Origin of the sequence: Collinsella sp. TF05-9AC, from assembly GCF_003438495.1 — a bacterium.
In the GTDB taxonomy this organism is placed as follows: domain Bacteria; phylum Actinomycetota; class Coriobacteriia; order Coriobacteriales; family Coriobacteriaceae; genus Collinsella.
On the sequence record NZ_QSSH01000005.1, the window covers coordinates 1 to 19,234 of the forward strand.

The following is a 19,234-nucleotide window of genomic DNA, read 5'->3' on the forward strand; positions in this document are numbered from 1 at the left end:
CACATGTACGGATGAATGTGGGAGGTGTTCGGATGAAGTCGATAATCAAGGTCTTAAAACAGCTTTAAAGTTGCCTTTGGCCTACATTGACAGCGTACAATATGCATGTTTACAATGGCAAAAGCTAAATTTGGGGAGGGGGAGCGCACGGTGGAAGTGCTGGTTGTTGGCAATACCGTGTATGTCGATGACGACTTTTGTGCCAAGGCGTTTCCCGGTGACCATGTTCAGGTCGTGGCGGCCAACGAGGCGCGCCGCGACGGGTCGTCGCTCCATGCGTCTTGGAAAGAGCTGCTGCAGCACCTGGACCAGGCTTACGAATTCGACCGTGTGGTCTACCTCTCTACCTATCTCACGCCGCATACCGAGGCCGTTGGCGACATCGAGCTGCTGCGCTCCGTCTTTCGAGCTTGCATGGGTCGCCAGATTCAGCTGCTGTTTGTGACTGGTCCCATGGGAGCGGACGGTGCGGTGGACGCTGCGGGGCAAAACGGCAAGGGCATCATTGCCCGTGCGGCCAACGACCTGTGCCGCTACTATGCGGTCCGCGACGGCATTCAGGCCAAGATCTTGCGCGTGCCGTATCTGTACACCGCCTCGCCCACGCTGGAAGACCCGATTTTGACCCCGCTGTTCGAGGCGTGCTCGCAAGGCTCTGCTGTCATGAGGGCTGGGGCGGACTCACCGCTCGGTGCCCTCTGCGCCGAGGAGCTGGCCGTTCTGGTGCGTCGCATCTTCGACAGCTGGGATGCCACATTCGAGGAACTCGAGGTTCCGGATAGCTTTGCCCACACCGTGGGAGACCTGGGCGAGGCGCTCAAGGGCTTGTTCCCGGGGCTCGACATTACCTACGACGGGGACGCCGTCGTCTCCATTGCTCCGAGCGATACCGTCCGCACGCGCTACGGGTGGTTCCAGCGCTATGACGTGCTGCGCGATCTTTCGACCATACACGCCCGCTGGGAGCAGACCCTCGCGGGCAAGCGCCATCCGCTGCGTGCCGCCATCGACCGCATGCGCGGGCGGACACTGCCCATCAAATGCCTGGAGACCGCGCTGGCCTAGGTGCTCTTTGAGGGCCTGGAGCTGGTGTTTTCGCAGTCTGCTCAGCTTAACGTGCTCGACTACCGCCTGCTGTACGTGGTACTGATCGGCACGCTGTATGGTCTGGACTTTGGTCTGGTTGCGGCGCTGCTGGCATCGGTGGGTTTGGCTGTGAGCTATTTTACCCAGTATGGCTATACCTTCCAGGGCCTGTTCTACGAGCCGTCCAACTGGCTGCCGTTTATCGCGTACTTTGTGGTTGGCGCCGTGTGCGGCTATGTGCAGCTGCGCAACAGCGAGGCCATTAAGGTGGAGCGCGACCAAAACGAGCTCGTGCGTAATCGCAATACGTTCCTCACGCAGCTCTACCACGATGCCATCGAGGACAAGCGCACATACAAGCGCCAGATTGTGGGGCGCCACGATAGCTTTGGCAAGATTTTTGCCGTGACACAAGAGCTCGACGTGCTCAATCCGCGAGACATCTACCGCAAGTGCTGCGAGCTCATGGGTGAGATTCTCCAGAACGATTCGGTGGCGATCTACCACGTTTCGGGCGGGGCGTTTGCACGTCTGGTGGCGGCGAGCCCCGTGATTGCTGAAGACGCCACGCGCTCGCTCTCGCTTGATCAGCTTGCGCCCCTTTTGGGCGGCGGGGGCCGTTCGAACCTGTGGGTGAATCGCGAGTTGATGCCGGGGCTGCCCATGTTTGGATACACGATCGAGCGCGACGGGGCACCCGCCGTGCTGATCTTTGTGCGCTGCGCGGCCGAGAACCAAATGACCCTCTATTATCAAAACCTGTTCCGCATCTTGTGCGGCTTGGTCGAAAGCGCGCTGGGCCGTGCCTTCGATTACGAGGCGGTGGCGCAGGATAAACGCTGCGTCGATGGCACGTGCGTGCTCAAGCAGGCGGCCTTTGGCCAGGAGCTCGCGGCCGAGCAGGCGCTGGCAGACGGTAAGATGGGGAGCTTTTTGCTCCTGCGCGTGGTGCCGGGCATGGAACCTGTCGGTGAGCTGGTGGGCGCGATTGGGTCGGCAATCCGCGAGAGCGATGCGGCGGGCCTGGTCGATGGTGACGTGCTTTACCTGCTTATGCGCCAGGCAAAGGCGTGCGACTTGCCCATTATCCGTGAGCGCCTAAACGCGAAGCAGATTGCGGTGGAGCCCGTCGACGGCGAGGACATAGTGGCGCTGCTGCAGCACATTGCCGACACCGGTAACGGCGAGGGGGATGTCGATTGATCTCGCTTGTCGTTGCTGCCGTCTTGCTGCTGATTCATGCGCTGGTTTGCCTGGTGCTGTGGACGCTTATGAAGTTGGGCCTGCTGCCGGTGCGCGGGCATATGCTGGCCGTGATGGTGCTCGTGCCGTTGTGGGGGCCGCTGCTGGTGGTGCTGCTTATCGCGCGCAGCGCCGTGTTTGGTGCGGACCCCAAGGACGCCACGTTGGAATCGCTGCGCATTAACGACGAGCTGCATCGCAGCATCTTGGTGCACGACCGTGAAGCCGATGCAGGCGTGATCCCGCTCGAGGAGGCGCTCATCGTTAACGACCCGGCAGACCGGCGCCGCTTAATGCTCTCCATGCTCACTGAGGAGCCCGATGCGTATCTGGCGCAGCTGCAGGCGGCTAAGCTTAACGATGACGTTGAGGTGGCGCACTATGCCGCGACGGCGGTGGCGCAGATCTCCAAGGAGTCCGACCTTAAACTACAGCAGCTGGAGCACGCCTTTAAGACCGACCCGAGCGCGCATAATCTCAATGAATACTGCGATTTTCTTGGTGAATACTTGGACTCGGGCTTGGCCGAGGGACGCGTGGCTCAGATTCAGCGCCAACAGTACGCGCGCCTGCTTGCGCGCCGCTGCGAGCGCGAGAACTCCGTTGAGCTGCGTATTCGGTATGCCGCGGCGCTAGCTGATGTCGACCAGATCGATGAGGCGCAGGCCGTGACCGACCAGCTGGTGCTCGACGCGCCCGAGGAGCAGGAGGTTTGGATGCTTTGCCTGCGCCTGGCGGTGATGCGCCGCGATGGTGACGAGGTTCAGCGTGTGATCGATGCGATTGATAAACAGCATGTGTACTTGAGCGCCGCCAACCGCGAGGAGCTGGCTTTTTGGCGCAACGGAGAGGAGGCCCGATGAGCGTGGTGCAGTATATCCGCGACCGTGCGGGCCATTTTCGCTGGATGGGACTGCTCGTGGTGTGGGCGGTCTTTATTGCCATGGCCGCCGTGCTGCTGGTGGAGCGCGCCGGCGTGCAGTACAGTGCGGGCCAACATAAGCTGGGGATGCTTGCCGCCAACGATGCGGTGCCGGCCTCCTCGGCGATATTTGGCCAAAAGCCCAGATGCCTGGTCATTACCGATTCCGATCAAGCCGGCGTCGAGGACGTAAAGGAGCAGTTTGACCAGATCCTGCTCGACATGAAGATCGCGCACTGCGACGTGGACCTTGTCCTGGATGGCGCGGATGCCATTCCCTCGCTGGCCTCCTACGATCGCGTTATTTTGCTCATGCCGTCGCTCGATAGGCTCGGTACGCACCTGACCGACATTATGAGTTGGGTGAGTGCCGGCGGTTCGCTTATGCTCGCCATGCCGCCGGACAACTCGAGCTATCTGCAAGTGATTGCCCCCAAGCTTGGCATTGAATCGGCCGGATATGACTATGTAAAAGCCGAAAGCATTGTGCCGAGCGAGGACTTTATGCTGGGCGGGGGAGAGCGCTACGAGCTCTCGGACCCCTTTGATTCGTCGCTTTCGGTTTCGCTGCGCGAGACGGCGCGTGAGTGGGCTAAGACCGGCGATGCGGGCGCCCCGCTCATTTGGTCGAATGATTGCGGTAGCGGACGCACCGTGGTGTGCAATATCGGTGTCTACGACAAGGTCATGCGCGGGTTTTATGCCGCGGCGATCAGCCTACTCGGCGATGCCACGGCCTATCCGGTCATCAACAGCGCCGTGTTCTATTTGGACGACTTTCCCAGCCCCGTGCCCTCGGGCGACGGCACCTACATCAAGCGCGACTACGGGCTTTCCATCGCCGACTTTTATGCCAAGGTCTGGTGGCCCGATCTGCAAAAGCTCGCGCAAAAATACGACATTCGCTATACCGGCGTGATGATTGAAAACTACGAGGACGCGGTCAACCAGACCGAGCCCGCGCGCCAGGCCGATACTACGCAGTTCCGCTACTTTGGCGGCATGCTGCTGCAGATGGGCGGAGAGCTGGGCTTTCACGGCTACAACCATCAGCCGCTGGCGCTCTGGGACACTGACTATGGCACGCTGTACGACTACAAGACGTGGAAGAACAAGGAGACGCTCGTCGCATCGATCGACGAGCTTATCGCCTTTCAGGACGAGGTGCTGCCCAACGCGCACGGCTCGGTCTACGTGCCGCCCTCGAATATCCTTTCGGCCCGCGCCCGCAAGATTATCGGCACCGATGTTCCGCGCATTAAGACCGTTGCAAGTACGTATTTTGAGGATGGCACGGATCTTCCGTACGTGCAGGAGTTTGGCGTGGCGAGCGATGGCATCGTGGAGCAGCCGCGTATTGTCTCGGGCGGCATGGTCGGCGATTCTTACATGCGCCTGGCCGCAGTGTCCGAGCTCAACATGCACTACGTGAGCACGCATTTTATGCACCCGGACGACCTGCTGGATCCCGATCGCGGCGCTACGGAGGGCTGGGAGGTCTACAAGGGCGGCTTGACCGACTACCTGGACTGGCTTTCCAAGTCTGCGCCCGACCTGCGTCGCCAGACCGGCTCGGAATGCTCGGGTGCCATCCAGCGCTTTTCGTCCGTAACGGTGAGCGTGGATACAGACGCGGATGCCTGGACGCTCAGTCTGGGCAATTTCCACGACGAAGCGTGGCTCATGTTCCGCGCCAACAACGGCGAGCCGGGTGCGGTCACGGGTGGCGAGATTACGCATCTGACGGGCGACCTGTACCTGGTCAAAGCCACGGACAAGACGGTGACCATTGCGCGCAAGGAGGGTGGCGACAAATGAGAATCTGCTTGGTGCTCGAGGGTTGCTACCCCTATGTGCACGGCGGCGTGTCCACCTGGATGCACGGCTATATCCAGGCCATGCCCGAGCACGAGTTTGTGCTGTGGGTGATTGGCGCGCATGCTGCCGACCGCGGCAAGTTTGTCTACGAGCTGCCCGGTAATGTGGTCGAGGTGCACGAGGTGTTCCTGGACGACGCCCTGCGCCTTTCTGGCGAGCAGGAAGAGGCGGACTATAACGACCGCGAGCGCGAGGCGTTGCGCCGCCTGGTGTCGCTCTCCAATCCGGATTGGGACGTGCTGTTCGATATCTTCCAGCGCCGTCGCGTGCATCCGCTCTCGTTTTTGCAGAGCCGCACCTTTATGGATATCTTTCGCGACGTGTGCCTGGCCGAGTACCCCTACACGCCCTTTGCCGACGCATTCCATACCATGCGCTCCATGCTGCTGCCTGTGCTCTACCTGCTGGGCAGCGAGGTGCCGGTGGCCGATGTGTACCACGCCATCTCGACTGGCTACGGCGGCCTGCTCGCCTGCCTGGGTTCGAGCGTTCACCATGCGCCGGTGCTGCTCACCGAGCATGGCATCTATACCCGCGAACGCGAGGAAGAGATCATTCGCGCCGACTGGGTTGTGCCGTCGTTTAAGGATCGCTGGATCCGCTTTTTCTACCTGCTTTCGGAGGAGATCTACCGTCGCGCCTTTCGCGTGACGAGCCTGTTTCACAATGCCCGCAAGACGCAGATCGATATGGGCTGTGATGCGGACAAATGCCTGGTCATCCCCAACGGCATCCAGTTCGATCGCTTTAAGGACATACCCTTAAAGCCCGATGACGGCTGGGTGGACATTGGCGCGGTGGTGCGCCTGGCGCCCATCAAGGACGTCAAGACCATGATCTATGCCTTCTTTGAGCTGCACGAGCGCCTGCCCAAGGTGCGCCTGCACATCATGGGCGGCGTGGACGACGAGGAGTACGGCGCCGAGTGCCATGCACTCGTCGATACCCTGGGCGTGCGCGACCTGATCTTTACCGGCCGCGTCAACGTGGTCGAGTACATGGAAAAGCTCGACTTTACCATTTTGACGAGTATCTCCGAGGGCCAGCCGCTCAGCGTGCTGGAGTCGCTTGCGGCGCGTCGTCCCTGCGTGACGACCGAGGTCGGCTGCTGCCGCGAGCTGCTCGAGCGCGCCCCGGGCGACGACTTTGGCGTGGCGGGTTTTGTGACGCCGCCTATGTATCGTAAGGGCCTGGCCGATGCCATGGAGCGCATGTGCACAAGCCGCGCCCGTCGCATTGAGATGGGGGAGCGCGGCCAGCGTCGTGTTGCCACGTTCTTTTTGCACGAGCAGATGCTCGCCAACTATCGCGCGCTGTACGACGAGACGGCGCGTGCGTTTGACCTGCCCAGAGAGGGGGAGTAGCCAGTGGCCGGAATCGGTTTTGAGCTCAAGCGCCTGTTTAGGCGCAAGGGTCTGTTTGCCACGATGCGCGCCTATGGCTACGCCGGCATTGTGTGCACGGGCCCCATGCTGCTGGGCGTGCTGCTCCAGGTGGGTATTTTGGTGCTGTGCGGTCTGTGGGATGTGGGCCGTGCCAACCAGGATTTGCTGGTGTGCATGGTGACCTATACGCTGCTGGCGTCGCTTACGCTCACGAGCTTTTTCTCCATGCCGGTCACCCGCTTTTTGGCCGACATGCTCTTTGCCGAGCGCGAAGAGGAGGTCTTGCCCTCGTTTTGGGGCTCCAACGCCATCATGCTGGTTGCTAGCACGGTGCTCTACGGCGTATTTTTGCTGTTCTCGGGCGCCACGCTGCTGCAGGGGCTGCTGTGCCTGTGGCTGTTCAACATTATGATCGTCAACTGGAACGGTATGAGCTATCTCACGGCCATCAAGGATTACCGCGGTATCCTGTGCAGCTTTGCGGCCGCCATTGGCGTGGCGTGCGTGTGCGCCCTGGCCACGCTCGCGCTGGGGCTGCCGCCGGTCGAGGGCCTGTTGGCGTCAATCGCCCTGGGCTACGGCGTCATGCTCGCCTGGGATGTGGTGCTGCTGTACCGGTATTTTCCTCAGAGCGACCGCAGCCCCTGGCTCTTTTTGCAGTGGCTCGATCAGTTTATGCCGCTGGCGCTCACGGGCCTGTTTACCAACCTGGGGCTCTTTGCGCACCTGGTGATTATTTGGACCGGTCCCATTGGCGTGCAGGTCAAGGGCTTGTTTTATGGTGCGCCCTACCACGATGTGCCGGCGCTCATCGCGTTTTTGACGATACTGGTCACGACCGTCAACTTTGTTGTCTCGGTCGAGGTCAACTTCTATCCGCGCTACCGCGACTACTACAGCCTGTTTAACGACGGCGGCGTAGTGGGCGATATTGTGGTTGCCGAGGAGGAAATGCTCGCCACGCTCAACCGGGAGCTGTGGTTTTGCGCGCTTAAGCAGCTGCTTGTGACCGCGGCGGTCATCTCGCTCGAGACCACGGTGCTCTCGGCCCTGCCGCTGGGCTTTAACAGCCTTATGCACGGGTATTTTCGCACGCTATGCGTGGGCTATGGTCTGTATGCCGTGGGCAATACGGTGATGCTCATCTTGCTGTACTTTACCGACTACAAGGGAGCCGTGCTGGCCTCGGGCCTGTTTGCCGGTGTGGCAGGGCTGGCGACCGCCGTGTCGTTGCTTTTACCGCAGCAGTTTTACGGCTTTGGCTTTTTGTTGGGTGCGGCGGTGTTTTTTATCGTGGCGCTGCTCCGGCTCGATACCTATACCGCAACTTGCCGTATCGTATCCTGAGTCAACAGCCCATGGTGGCGACCGACAAGACGGGTCGCTTTACACAACTGGGCCGCTTGCTCGATCGTGCCGAGCAGCGCTATGAGGAAGGCCGCCATAAGGGTGAGCCGCATGGTTGGTTTGAGCGTACGGTGGTCCGTGTGTATCGCAACCATTGGGGAGGTTCTGATGACCGATAGGATGATGTCTCGCCGTCGCCTGATTGAGGCGGCTGCCGGTGCGCTGTTGCTTTCGGGCTGCTCGGTGCAGGAAGACTCCTCGACCAAAAAGGTCAAAAAGCAGGACAGGATTAAAAAGGCCGAGTCCTCGGACGGTACCAAGCACCTCCGCGACAAGGACGAGCTCTACGAGGTCTATGATGACTCGGGCATTGTGACCATGTACCTGACGGTCTCGCGCGGCAACAGCTCCGAGAACACCGATCATAGCTGGGCCGAGATCAATACGTACTCGGTCTACGACTACGCCGACATGGGCGTGGCGCGCTATCAGGTTATGGGCCTGCTGCAGGCGGGCGACGAAGACGGCCCGGTGGCCGGCGAGGTTGGCTATGGCGAGGAAGCGCCCAATGCTACCGTGCAGGTGCGCGGCCAGACGTCGAGCGGTTATACGCAGAAGAATTACAAGGTAGAGCTCAAAAAGGGCAAGGGTACCTGGCGCCAGCAGCGCGCGATTGCGCTTAACAAGCACATGGGCGAGGGTATGCGTTTTCGCAACAAGATGGCCTACGACCTTATCCGTGGGATTCCCCAGATGATGGGCTTGCGCACGCAGTTTGTGCATCTGTGGGTGTGCGACCAGACCGAAAAGTCCAACGACACCTTTGAGGACTACGGCTTGTTTACGCAGGTGGAGCAGCTCAACAAAACGGCGCTTAAGGCGCACGGCTTGGATAAGAACGGGCATCTGTACAAGGTGAACAGCTTTGATTTCTATCGCTACGAGGACACCATTAAGCTTGCCGACGATCCCGACTACAACCAGGCCAACTTTGAGGGCATGCTCGAGATTAAGGGCGACTCGGACCACACCAAGCTCATCGAGATGCTCGATGCACTCAACGACGAATCCCAAAAGATCGATGACGTGCTCGACGCCTACTTTGATACCGAGAATCTGGTCTATTGGTTGGCGTTTCAGATCCTGACGGGCAACTGCGATACGCAGAACCGTAACTGCTATCTGTACAGCCCGCTCAACTCAAATACCTGGTACTTTTTGGATTGGGATAACGACGGCATGTTGCGTAAGCTTGAGCTGAGCCTGAAGGGGTTCTCGGACTATGCGAGCTGGGAGCGCGGCGTAAGCAACTACTGGGGCAACGTGCTGTTCAACCGCGCGTTGCGCAGCAAGTCGTTCCGCAGCGAACTCGACCGTGCCGTCAAGGACTTGCGCTCGTATTTGTCCGAGGAACGTCTGGCCAAGATGATCAAGCACTATCGCGAGGTTACCGAATCCCTGGTCTTTGCTTCGCCCGATATCGACAATCTGCCTGTCACCAAGGATCAATATGAGCAGATTGCCGCGGCGATTCCTTCTGAGATCGAGGAGAACTATAAGAGCTATTGCGAGAGCTATATAAAGCCCATGCCGTTCTACATCGGTGTGCCGCAGATCGATAACGGTAAGCTGCGCATGAACTGGGATGCCGCGTACGACTTTGAGGCGCGCGATATTCGCTATACCGTCGAGCTTGCGCGCGACTATGCCATAAGCGACGTGCTTTTTAAGGCAGAGGACGTGCTGCTTCCCGAGGTGACCTGCGATGCGCCCGATTCCGGCCAGTACTTTGTGCGCGTGCGTGCCACTAACTCCGACGGCTATACGCAAGATGCGTTTGACTATTACGTTACCGACGACGGCAAGCAGTACGGCATGAAGTGTTTTTACGTGCAGGACGGCGGTAAGGTCGTGGAGGATACGTATGAGGAGGGCTAGCGCGCTGCTTGAGCGCCTGGCGGCACCTCCTGCGCGTACCACGCAGGAGCGTTACCGCCACGAGCTCAAATATCTCATTAACGAGGGTGAGCACACTGCGCTTGCCTGTCGCATGGCGCCGGTGTTTAAGCTGGACAAGCATGCGCAGGCGGGCGGTTACACCATTCGCAGCCTGTACTTTGACGACTACTGCAACTCGGCCTACGAGGAAAAAGACGCCGGTATTCTCATGCGCAAAAAGTATCGCGTGCGCATCTATAACGGCGGCGACAAAGTGATTAAGCTCGAGCGCAAAAAGAAGTACGGTAGCTGGATCTACAAGGAGGACGCACCGCTCACGCGTGGCGAGTTTGAGCAGATCCTGGCCGGAGACTACGACTTTTTGCTGAGGAGCCCCTATCCGCTCTGTCGCGAGTTCTACATCGAGTGCATCTGCAACGTGATGCGCCCACGGACCATCGTGGACTACGAGCGCGAGCCGTGGGTGATGGATGAGGGTACCGTGCGCATCACGTTTGACATGAACGTGCGTGCCGCGGTGGGTAGCTTTGACATCTTTGACGCGACGCTGCCCGCACTGCCGGTCCTGGAGCCCGGCAAGCTGGTGATGGAGGTCAAGTTTACGGAGTTTTGCCCGCAGCTGGTGCGCGATATGGTGCCGCCGGGCGCGGCCGAGCTCACGGCGGTCTCCAAGTACTGCCTGTGTTACGAAAAGACCGCCTACTTGCGCGGATTTAATTACTGGGAATCGGATTTTGAGAACCGAGGGGATATTTAGACCATGAGCACCAGGGACTTTTTTAAGAACTCCGTCTTGGAGGCGTTTGGCCAGGTCGACCCTGCCAAGATCGGCCTGTCGCTGCTCGTGGCGCTCGCCATGGGCATCCTGATCTATTACGTGTACAAGCGCTTTTTTACTGGCGTGGTGTATTCGCGCAGTTTTGCCGTGACGCTCGTGGGCATGTGCGTGCTCACCTGCATGGTCACGCTCGCGATCTCGACCAACGTGGTTATCTCGCTCGGTATGGTCGGTGCTCTGTCTATCGTCCGCTATCGTACGGCGGTCAAGGACCCGCTCGACCTGCTGTATCTGTTTTGGGCCATTACCACGGGCATTACGGCAGGTGCCGGCATGTACGCGCTCGTGGGGCTCACGGCAGTGGTGATCGTGGTGATGATCGCCGGTTTTGCGAGCCACCAGGACAAGGCGCGCGTGTACATGATGGTCATCCACTACACGGGCCAGACCACCGGCGATGATATCGTGCGCGCGTTTGGGCGCACCAAGTTCACCGTCAAGTCCAAGACGATGCGCGGCGACAAAGTCGAGATGGCCGTCGAGCTGTTCTCGGACGGTGTGGATATGCCCTATGCCGACGCCATCCGCGCACTCGATGGCGTGGAAGACCTAACGTTGATCCAATACAACGGCGAGTACCACGGCTAACTATGTTCCGGCGTTCTGCCGAACGCCGGACCGCTCGACGCTGCGCGGGCATCTGCCGGGCGATCTGCCGCTCAAACCGTCGCTCGCGTACATAAAGTACGCTTCGCTCCTCTTTCGCGGCACCTCGCCACGGCAGCTGCTCGCTCGCTGGCGTTTCCTCGACCTGGGCGGTTGAAATGATCCATGCGGTCCGTCTCATTTACTCAATTTGCTGGGATGGGTTGGGTATCATGGTGAAAGCGATTTCAACGACAGGGGTGCTCGTGGTAAAGATGAAAGATGTGGCCGAGCTGGCGGGCGTTTCGAGCGCCGCCGTCTCGCGTTACCTCAACGGTGGCTACATATCGGCGGATAAGGCCGAGCGCATTAAGCAGGCGATTGAGCTGACAGGATACGTGCGGTCCAGCCAAGCTCGCGCGCTGCGCACCGGTTCCACCAAGCTCATCGGCGTCATCGTGCCCAAGATCAACTCGGAGTCCGTGAGCCGCATTACCGCCGGCATTGGCCAGGTGCTCGGTCGCCGTGGCTACCAGATGCTGCTTGCTAACACTGACAACGCGGCCGATCGTGAGCTCGAATACCTCGATTTATTCCAAAACCACCCAGTCGATGGCATTGTGCTGGTGGCAACTATGATTACCGACGAGCACCGTCGGGCGATTGAATCGTGCCGCGTGCCCATCGTGCTGATCGGTCAGAATGTTGAGGGCGCGGCGTGCGTCTATCACGACGATTACGAGGCCGCCTTTGAGCTGGGCCATGCACTTGCGGGTCGCGTGGACGGCAAGATTGCCTATATTGGAGTTACCGAAGAGGACCGAACGGCCGGTTATGACCGCCGTCGCGGTTTTGAGGCCGGCTTGCGCGCCGCGGGTAACCCACTCGATGCCGCCTTGATTCGTTTGGGCTCGTTTACGCTCGACTCGGGCTATGGTGCGGCGCGTGAACTGCTTTCCGTCACTCCCGATGTTTCGTTTATCGCCTGCGCGACCGACACCATGGCGGCGGGCGCGCTGCGTGCTATCGATGAGGTCCGCGGCATGGGCGAGGGCATACACCGCGTGAGCGGTTTTGGCGACAACGCGTTTTTGCGCGCGCTGACGGGCGGCATTCCCACCGTGCATTATGGCTACCTGACCAGTGGCGTCGAGGCGACCAATATGTTGCTCAACACGCTCGATGGCGTGGAGGGGGAGAGCGGTCTCAAGACACTCAAGCTCGGCCATCAGCTTATGAATGTCTAGGTCTTGGGCACGTCTGCCTGCCTCTGAGTCGCCTGGTTTTTCCGTAAAACTACCATTCGCCGGCTTTTTCCTACCGTTTACCGCTATATGAAAACGATTGCAGACATATGAAACTGAAATCGATTACAGTGTAAGTGTCAAAGATGGCCGGGTGCAAATGCGCCCGTTGGAGGAAAGGGAAGTCATGGACTACCGCAAATCAGCCCAAGAGGTGCTCGACAACATCGGTGGCGCCGACAACGTTGTTTCGGCCGCGCACTGCGCCACTCGCCTGCGCCTGGTGATTGCCGATAACACTAAGGTTAACAAGGAGGCCATCGAGAATGTCGATGGCGCTAAGGGCGTCTTTGAGGCCCAGGGCCAGCTGCAGATTATTTTTGGCACCGGCACCGTCAACAAGGTCTACGAGGAGTTCATCGCGCTCAGTGGCGTCGAGGCTGCCACCAAGGCCGAGGTCAAGGAGGCCGCGGCGCAGCAGCAGAACATCTTTATGCGTGCCATTAAGGTGCTCGGCGACGTCTTTGTCCCTATCATCCCTGCCATCGTGGCTTCGGGCCTGCTGCTGGGCATTATGAGCGCCCTCAACTTTATGGCCTCCAACGGCTTTATCGCGCTCGACACCAATAACTTTATCTATAAGATCGCCGACCTGGTCTCGGGAACGTCCTTTGGCATTCTGCAGATCCTGATCGGCTACTCCGCCGCCAAGGCCTTTGGCGCCAACCCGTACCTGGGTGCTGTCGTCGGCGGTGCGTTCATCAACTCCTCGCTGCAGAGCGCCTACACGGTTGCCTCCGAGGGCGTTCAGACCATGGTCACCGTCATCCCCGGCGTGTACAGCTTTGAGTGGGTCGGCTATCAGGGCCACGTGATCCCCATCGTTATCGCCTGCGCCATTCTGGCCTTCCTCGAGAAGCGCCTGCACAAGATCGTTCCCGAGATGTTCGACCTCTTTGTGACCCCGCTCGTCTCGGTGTTCGTGACCGTGCTCGTGACGCTCGTTGCCGTCGGCCCCATCTTTGTCTGGGCCGAGAACGCCATCCTCGGTCTGATCCAGGCCCTGCTGACCCTGCCCTTCGGCATCGGTTCCTTTATCGTCGGCCTGTTCTATGCCCCCACGGTCGTTACCGGTATCCACCAGATGTACACCGCCATCGACCTGGGTCAGCTCGCCCAGTACGGTGTGACCTACTGGCTGCCCATCGCCAGCGCTGCCAACATCGCTCAGGGTGGCGCCGCGCTTGCCGTTGCCTTTAAGACCCGCGATGCCAAGATCAAGGGTTTGGCACTTCCTTCGGCCCTGTCCGCCTTCATGGGTATTACCGAGCCGGCCATCTTTGGTGTGAACCTGCGCTTCTTTAAGCCCTTCATCGCCGGCTGCATCGGTGGCGGTTGCGGCGCCCTGGTCTGCGCGCTCACCTGGCTTGCCGCTTCCGGTACGGGCGTTACGGGTATCTTCGGTATCCTGCTGTGCCTGGCCCAGCCCGTGCAGTACGCGATCATGTTTGCGGTCGCCGCGCTGGTTTCCTTTGGCGTTTCGTTTGTCCTGTACAAGGACGAGCCCAAGGCTTCCGAGCAGGCCTAAGAGCTTTTGATTGAAGGGTGCCCGCGGGTTGTATGCTCGCGGGCGTTTCCCGTATCTGGTGTCGATCTCTGGCGCCTTGTTACTTTCGATCCGTTAGGACTTTGATATGTCTAATGCACTTGGCCGCGACCTTGCAAAGCTGGTCGCCGCTGTTGACGCTGCCGCCTCTGAGTGCGGCCATGGCGCGTATGGCCAGCGCTTCCATATTATGCCGCCGGCGGGCTGGCTCAACGACCCCAACGGTCTTTGCCAGGCAGGCGGCGTGTTCCATGCCTATTTTCAGTATGCGCCGTTTGATGTCGAGGGCGGCGTTAAGGTCTGGGGCCATGCGACGAGTCGCGATCTTATGACGTGGGACTACGTTGGCGCCCCACTGCTGCCCGACGAGCCGTTCGATTGCCACGGTGTGTATTCGGGCTCCGCGCTTGCCGAAGACGGTTGCATTCGCGTGCTCTATACGGGCAACGTTAAGCTTTCCGATGCTGACGGTACGTACGACTACGTCAATACTGGCCGCCGCGCCGATACCGTCTATGTGGAGAGCGTTGATGGCCTTGCCGGTCGGGAGTTCAACCAAAAGCGCGTGGTGCTGGCGTCCGAGGATTATCCTGAGGATTTGACCTGCCACGTGCGCGATCCCAAGGTGTGGCGTGACGCGGACGGGCGTTATCACATGGTGCTGGGCGCGCGTCGTCGCGTGGATGGGCCGCATGTCGATAGTCGATTTTGCGCTATGCACGGCGAGGGCGCCGGTCGCGATGTGGGCGAGATCTTGGTGTATGGCTCGGCCGATATGCTGAGCTGGGAGCTCGAGAGCCGTGTGTCTACGCCCGAGCGTTTTGGCTTTATGTGGGAATGCCCGGGGTATATTGAGCTCGATGCGAATGGCGATACCGCTGCATTTTTGTCGTTCTCGCCCCAGGGCCTTGAGGGCGGTCGTTGGGACCGCGGGAACGTATACGCTGCTGGCTACATGCCTGTAACGGGCAATATTACCGGTGGTGACGGTGCCTATGAGCTGGGCGAGTTCCGCCTGTGGGACGCCGGTTTTGACTTCTATGCTCCGCAGGAGTTCACGGCCGAGGACGGTCGCCATATTCTGATTGGCTGGATGGGCATGCCCGACGAGCCGACCTATGGCAACGCGCCGACCGTTGTGTGCGGCTGGCAGCACTGCATGACGGTGCCGCGTGAGCTTACAGCCGGTGACGGCGGCGTGGTGCTGCAGCAGCCGACGCGCGAGATCGAGCGCCATTATGCCTCGGTGCGTGTGGGGGAGGGCTCGTTGGAGGTTGCCGGCGATACCTGCTTTGACGTTGTTGTCGACGGTGTCGACGGCGCGTTTACCACAACCGTTGATGGCGAGCTAAGGCTGGCGTTTATGCCTGCCGAGGGCGAACTGCCCGCGCGCTTTGAGATGCGATTTACCGATGAAGACTGCGCTTCTGCCGGCTGCGGTCGTACCGTGCGTTGGGAGCCCGTCGACGAGGTTCGTAACGTGCGCATTGTCGGCGATGTCTCGTCGGTCGAGGTGTTTGTGAACGATGGCGCGCTCGTGTTTTCGACACGCATCTATCCCGAGGCCTATGGCGTGTCCGTTGACGCCCCGGGTGCGAACGTGACCTATCACGCGCTCAACATCTAGGCGATTGGTCGCATATCGGCGCTATACTGCAGCCGTTGCCCACGGTGCGGGGAACACCCGCATCGTGGGTTTTTGTTTGTGAAGGGACGGTGTCGCGTGGACGTGCAACAGCTAGAAGAGGCCTGGGCTTTGAGGACCGGCGCGCGTGAGGTGCATCTTTTTGCTGCCCGGCACGTGCCGGCAGCGCTTTCGCTGCTGGGTATTGTGCGTCCCGGTGACCGCCTGGTGGCCTTTGCGGATGACTTTACCGAAGCGTTTGCGCACGGCTTTGAAGGCTGCGATGTTGTGCTCGTGGACCCGCCGTCGGTTGCGGCGTTTGCTGCCGCGTCCGAGGATTTTGATGCTTCGTTTGATGCCGAGGGACCGCATCTGTGGTGGTTCGTCAACTCTATCGGCGGGTTTGGTCTACGTGTGCCCGACCTTCGTGCTCTGGGCCGCGCGGCTCGTGAGGCCCACGCGCTGCTGGTTGTGGACAACACCGTGGCGTCGGCTTTTGGCTGCAATCCGCTGCGGCTGGGTGCCGTGCTGTCACTTGAGGCGCTAGACCGTGTGTGCGCCGGTAAGGCTCCGCGCAAGCTCGTTGCCGCTTCGATGGCGCGCTCGCAGCTCAAGCGCCATCGTATGGATGCCGCGGCTGAGTGCGCGCATGCCCTGCTTGAGGGCCGTGGCTTGGTTAAGCTTGATTTGCCTGCTGACGAGGCCGGTGTGCTGGAGCGCGGGCTGGACTCGCTCGATACCCGCATGCAGGCGCATTTCGACCACGCCCGTGCGCTGGCCGAGTACTTGGCTGCGAATGAGATGGTGCGCAACGTGCGCTATCCCGGGCTGAGCTCGCATCCCGACCATGCGGTTGCAACGGGAATCCTCGAGCACGGCTTTGGTCCGGCAGTTGAGTTTGACCTTATCGAGCGCAGTGCGGATGACCTGTTCGATACTTTGCCGGGGGAGTTTCGCACATCGCCCGCCGGCGGCGCAACGACGCGCCTCTCGGCCACGCGCGGCAAGCAGGGGAGCACCATCCGCCTCTTCGCCGGCACCGACAACCCCCTGGTCGTAGCGTCCGCCCTAGATAACGCCCTCCGCAACTAGCTAAATCATCCTCGACTCCATAAGTTGCGGTGAAATATGGATTGATTTACGGCTTTATCGGCATAAACAGTCCCTATTTCACCGCAACTTAGAGAGGGGGTTGCGTAGCTAAAAAGCCCCGTCCCAAATTGGCTATTCTTTGATGCTGGCGATGAGGGCGTCGGCTTTGGTGGCAATGACGTTGTTGATGTCGGCCTGCAGCTCCTCGTAGACTGCTATGGCTCGCTCTCCGGCGGGGGTGAGCGTGGATCCGCGGGCACCGTCGCGCTCGATGAGTTTGCATCCCAGCTGCCCTTCGGCCTCGTTCACGATGCGCCACGCTTTGGAATAGGCCATGCCCATGCTCTTGGCGGCGCGGTTGAGCGAGTGCTCGCGGGCAATACCCTGCAGCAGCAAGACGCAGCCGTGGCCGAACACGCCCGGCAGATCCTTGTCGCACGCTTGAATGACCAACTTTGCCGTCGTCTTGTACTTCATATGCTCCACGTCTCCCCGCTAAAGTGTTTGCTGGGCAAACGCAAAGCCTGCGTCAAACCCTCGTGTGCTCTTCTTAAATCATGCATTGTAGCAGTCAAAGTGCGTTAAGATACTTCCCCAGTATTGGGCGCCCAAGGTTGGGCTGGGTCCTACGAGGCCTGCAGCCGACCGGTCGCATGGAAAAAGGAGAAACATGGCTACGTTCTTTCCCGGTGAGTCCCACACGTTTTCGGAGTATCTGCTGGTCCCTGGTTACTCGTCCTCGCAGTGCATCCCCAACAACGTCTCTCTTAAGACGCCGCTAACCCGCTTTAAGCGCGGTGAGAAGCCGGCAATCACCCTGAACATCCCCATGGTTTCCGCCATCATGCAGTCCGTTTCGGGCGTCGACATGGGTGTCGCGCTCGCTACCGAGGGTGGCCTGTCCTTCATTTACGGTTCCCAGAGCGCCGAGTCCGAGGCCGCTATGGTCAAGGCCGTCAAGGATCACAAGGCCGGTTTCGTTCAGTCCGATTCCACGCTGACCCCCGACATGACCATGGAGCAGGTCATCGAGCTCAAGGAGAAGACCGGTCACTCCACCATGCCGGTTACTGACGACGGCACTCCCAAGGGTAAGCTCCTGGGCATCGTCACCAGCCGTGACTATCGCCCCAGTCGCGATGACCACCAGACGAAGGTCTCCGAGTTCATGACCCCGCGTGAGCAGCTCATCGTGGGTGACAAGAACATCAGCCTCAAGGTTGCCAACGACGTTATCTGGGACAACAAGCTCAACGCCCTGCCCATCGTCGACGATAACGATCACCTCATGGGCATTGTGTTCCGCAAGGACTACGACAGTCACAAGACTAACCCCAACGAGCTGCTCGATGGCGACAAGCGCTACATGGTCGGCGCCGGTATCAACACCCGCGACTATGCCGAGCGCGTGCCGCTGCTCATCGAGGCCGGCGCCGATGTCCTGTGCATCGACTCCTCCGAGGGCTTCAGCGAGTGGCAGAAGCGCACCATCGAGTGGATCCGCGCCAACTACGGCGAGGACGTCAAGGTCGGTGCCGGTAACGTTGTCGACGCCGAGGGCTTCCGCTTCCTGGCCGACTGCGGTGCCGACTTCATCAAGGTCGGTATCGGCGGCGGTTCCATCTGCATCACCCGCGAGACCAAGGGCATCGGTCGTGGCCAGGCCACCGCGCTGATCGACGTCTGCCGCGCCCGTGACGAGTACTACGAGGAGACCGGCGTCTACGTGCCCGTGTGCTCCGACGGCGGTATCGTCTACGACTACCACATGACGCTCGCCCTTGCCATGGGTGCCGACTTTATGATGCTGGGTCGCTACTTTGCCCGCTTCGACGAGAGCCCGACCGAGCGCGTCAACGTCAACGGCCAGTACATGAAGGAGTACTGGGGCGAGGGTTCTGCGCGTGCCCGCAATTGGCAGCGCTACGACCTGGGCGGCGCCGCGAAGCTCAGCTTCGTCGAGGGCGTCGACTCTTACGTTCCCTATGCCGGCTCCCTCAAGGACGGCGTGGGCGGCACGCTCTACAAGGTCAAGTCCACGATGTGCAACTGCGGTGCCCTCTCGATCCCCGAGCTCCAGGAAAAGGCACGCCTGACGCTGGTCAGCTCCACCTCCATCGTCGAAGGCGGCGCCCACGACGTAGTCGTCAAGGACTCCCAGCAAAGCGTCAGCTACCGCTAAGCGGCTTTCTCAAGCACCGCACCTTGCCGTTTAAACCGTCGCTCGCGTACCAAAATACGCGTCGCTCCTCTTTCACGGCAATCTGCGGCACCTGGAAAACCCGACCATGCTTGGGCTGGTAACAATTAGCGGTTGATTCACAACCACGTTATTTAGATAAAGCGAGATGCCTGCAAGTCGCAGGCATCTCGCTTGTCGTATTTGCTATCATCATGCGAGTTAACGATGTGGCGGGGCGTTCTTA

General features: G+C 60.1%; 16 protein-coding genes. 15 read left to right on the forward strand and 1 reads right to left on the reverse strand.

Going from position 1 to position 19,234, the window contains the following annotated elements:
- Positions 1 to 150: 150 nt before the first annotated feature.
- The 14 genes from DXC52_RS02385 to DXC52_RS02445 all read left to right on the forward strand — a co-directional run bounded on the left by DXC52_RS02385 (position 151) and on the right by DXC52_RS02445 (position 16,808).
- Positions 151 to 1,065: a hypothetical protein gene (locus DXC52_RS02385; RefSeq protein ID WP_117745989.1), complete on the forward strand. Its 915-nt coding sequence runs from the start codon at positions 151 to 153 to the stop codon at positions 1,063 to 1,065.
- Positions 1,066 to 2,289 carry a DUF4118 domain-containing protein gene (locus DXC52_RS02390; RefSeq protein ID WP_117745990.1) on the forward strand — a complete coding sequence of 408 codons (1,224 nt, stop codon included), beginning with the start codon at positions 1,066 to 1,068 and terminating at the stop codon, positions 2,287 to 2,289. It begins immediately after the preceding gene.
- On the forward strand, positions 2,286 to 3,191 hold the full coding sequence (locus DXC52_RS02395; RefSeq protein WP_117745991.1) for a hypothetical protein: 906 nt from the start codon (positions 2,286 to 2,288) through the stop codon (positions 3,189 to 3,191). Before DXC52_RS02390 ends, DXC52_RS02395 begins: the two co-directional genes overlap by 4 nt.
- Positions 3,188 to 5,068, forward strand: coding sequence for a DUF2194 domain-containing protein (locus DXC52_RS02400; protein ID WP_117745992.1), 1,881 nt, complete (start codon positions 3,188 to 3,190; stop codon positions 5,066 to 5,068). Before DXC52_RS02395 ends, DXC52_RS02400 begins: the two co-directional genes overlap by 4 nt.
- The gene (gene pelF / locus DXC52_RS02405) at positions 5,065 to 6,492 is read left to right on the forward strand and encodes a GT4 family glycosyltransferase PelF (RefSeq protein ID WP_117745993.1); all 1,428 of its coding nucleotides are present in this window, start codon (positions 5,065 to 5,067) and stop codon (positions 6,490 to 6,492) included. The genes DXC52_RS02400 and pelF overlap by 4 nt, the downstream gene beginning before the upstream one ends.
- A 3-nt stretch (positions 6,493 to 6,495) precedes the next feature.
- Complete coding sequence (pelG, locus tag DXC52_RS02410) at positions 6,496 to 7,860, forward strand: exopolysaccharide Pel transporter PelG (RefSeq protein ID WP_199409420.1); 1,365 nt, start codon at positions 6,496 to 6,498, stop codon at positions 7,858 to 7,860.
- A gap of 11 nt (positions 7,861 to 7,871) precedes the next feature.
- Positions 7,872 to 8,039 (forward strand): hypothetical protein, encoded by a 168-nt coding sequence (locus tag DXC52_RS10070; RefSeq protein ID WP_199409421.1) that lies wholly within the window; start codon positions 7,872 to 7,874, stop codon positions 8,037 to 8,039.
- Positions 8,029 to 9,798: a CotH kinase family protein gene (locus DXC52_RS02415; protein WP_117745994.1), complete on the forward strand. Its 1,770-nt coding sequence runs from the start codon at positions 8,029 to 8,031 to the stop codon at positions 9,796 to 9,798. Before DXC52_RS10070 ends, DXC52_RS02415 begins: the two co-directional genes overlap by 11 nt.
- Positions 9,785 to 10,576 (forward strand): polyphosphate polymerase domain-containing protein, encoded by a 792-nt coding sequence (locus DXC52_RS02420; protein WP_117745995.1) that lies wholly within the window; start codon positions 9,785 to 9,787, stop codon positions 10,574 to 10,576. Before DXC52_RS02415 ends, DXC52_RS02420 begins: the two co-directional genes overlap by 14 nt.
- 3 nt (positions 10,577 to 10,579) lie before the next feature.
- Positions 10,580 to 11,245, forward strand: coding sequence for a DUF4956 domain-containing protein (locus DXC52_RS02425; RefSeq protein WP_117745996.1), 666 nt, complete (start codon positions 10,580 to 10,582; stop codon positions 11,243 to 11,245).
- Between the two features lie 272 nt (positions 11,246 to 11,517).
- On the forward strand, positions 11,518 to 12,489 hold the full coding sequence (locus DXC52_RS02430) for a LacI family DNA-binding transcriptional regulator (RefSeq protein WP_233504752.1): 972 nt from the start codon (positions 11,518 to 11,520) through the stop codon (positions 12,487 to 12,489).
- Between the two features lie 184 nt (positions 12,490 to 12,673).
- Positions 12,674 to 14,074 carry a PTS transporter subunit EIIC gene (locus DXC52_RS02435; RefSeq protein WP_117745998.1) on the forward strand — a complete coding sequence of 467 codons (1,401 nt, stop codon included), beginning with the start codon at positions 12,674 to 12,676 and terminating at the stop codon, positions 14,072 to 14,074.
- 106 nt (positions 14,075 to 14,180) lie between these two features.
- Positions 14,181 to 15,719, forward strand: a complete 1,539-nt coding sequence (locus DXC52_RS02440; RefSeq protein ID WP_117745999.1) for a glycoside hydrolase family 32 protein — start codon at positions 14,181 to 14,183, stop codon at positions 15,717 to 15,719.
- 96 nt (positions 15,720 to 15,815) lie between these two features.
- Positions 15,816 to 16,808: a PLP-dependent transferase gene (locus DXC52_RS02445; RefSeq protein WP_158554576.1), complete on the forward strand. Its 993-nt coding sequence runs from the start codon at positions 15,816 to 15,818 to the stop codon at positions 16,806 to 16,808.
- A gap of 132 nt (positions 16,809 to 16,940) precedes the next feature.
- Here DXC52_RS02445 and DXC52_RS02450 read toward each other — a convergent pair whose 3' ends face one another.
- Positions 16,941 to 17,285 carry a winged helix-turn-helix domain-containing protein gene (locus DXC52_RS02450; protein ID WP_055309535.1) on the reverse strand — a complete coding sequence of 115 codons (345 nt, stop codon included), beginning with the start codon at positions 17,283 to 17,285 and terminating at the stop codon, positions 16,941 to 16,943.
- Between the two features lie 193 nt (positions 17,286 to 17,478).
- Here DXC52_RS02450 and DXC52_RS02455 point away from each other — a divergent pair, with 193 nt between their 5' ends.
- Positions 17,479 to 18,990 carry an IMP dehydrogenase gene (locus tag DXC52_RS02455; RefSeq protein WP_055251158.1) on the forward strand — a complete coding sequence of 504 codons (1,512 nt, stop codon included), beginning with the start codon at positions 17,479 to 17,481 and terminating at the stop codon, positions 18,988 to 18,990.
- Positions 18,991 to 19,234: the final 244 nt, after the last annotated feature.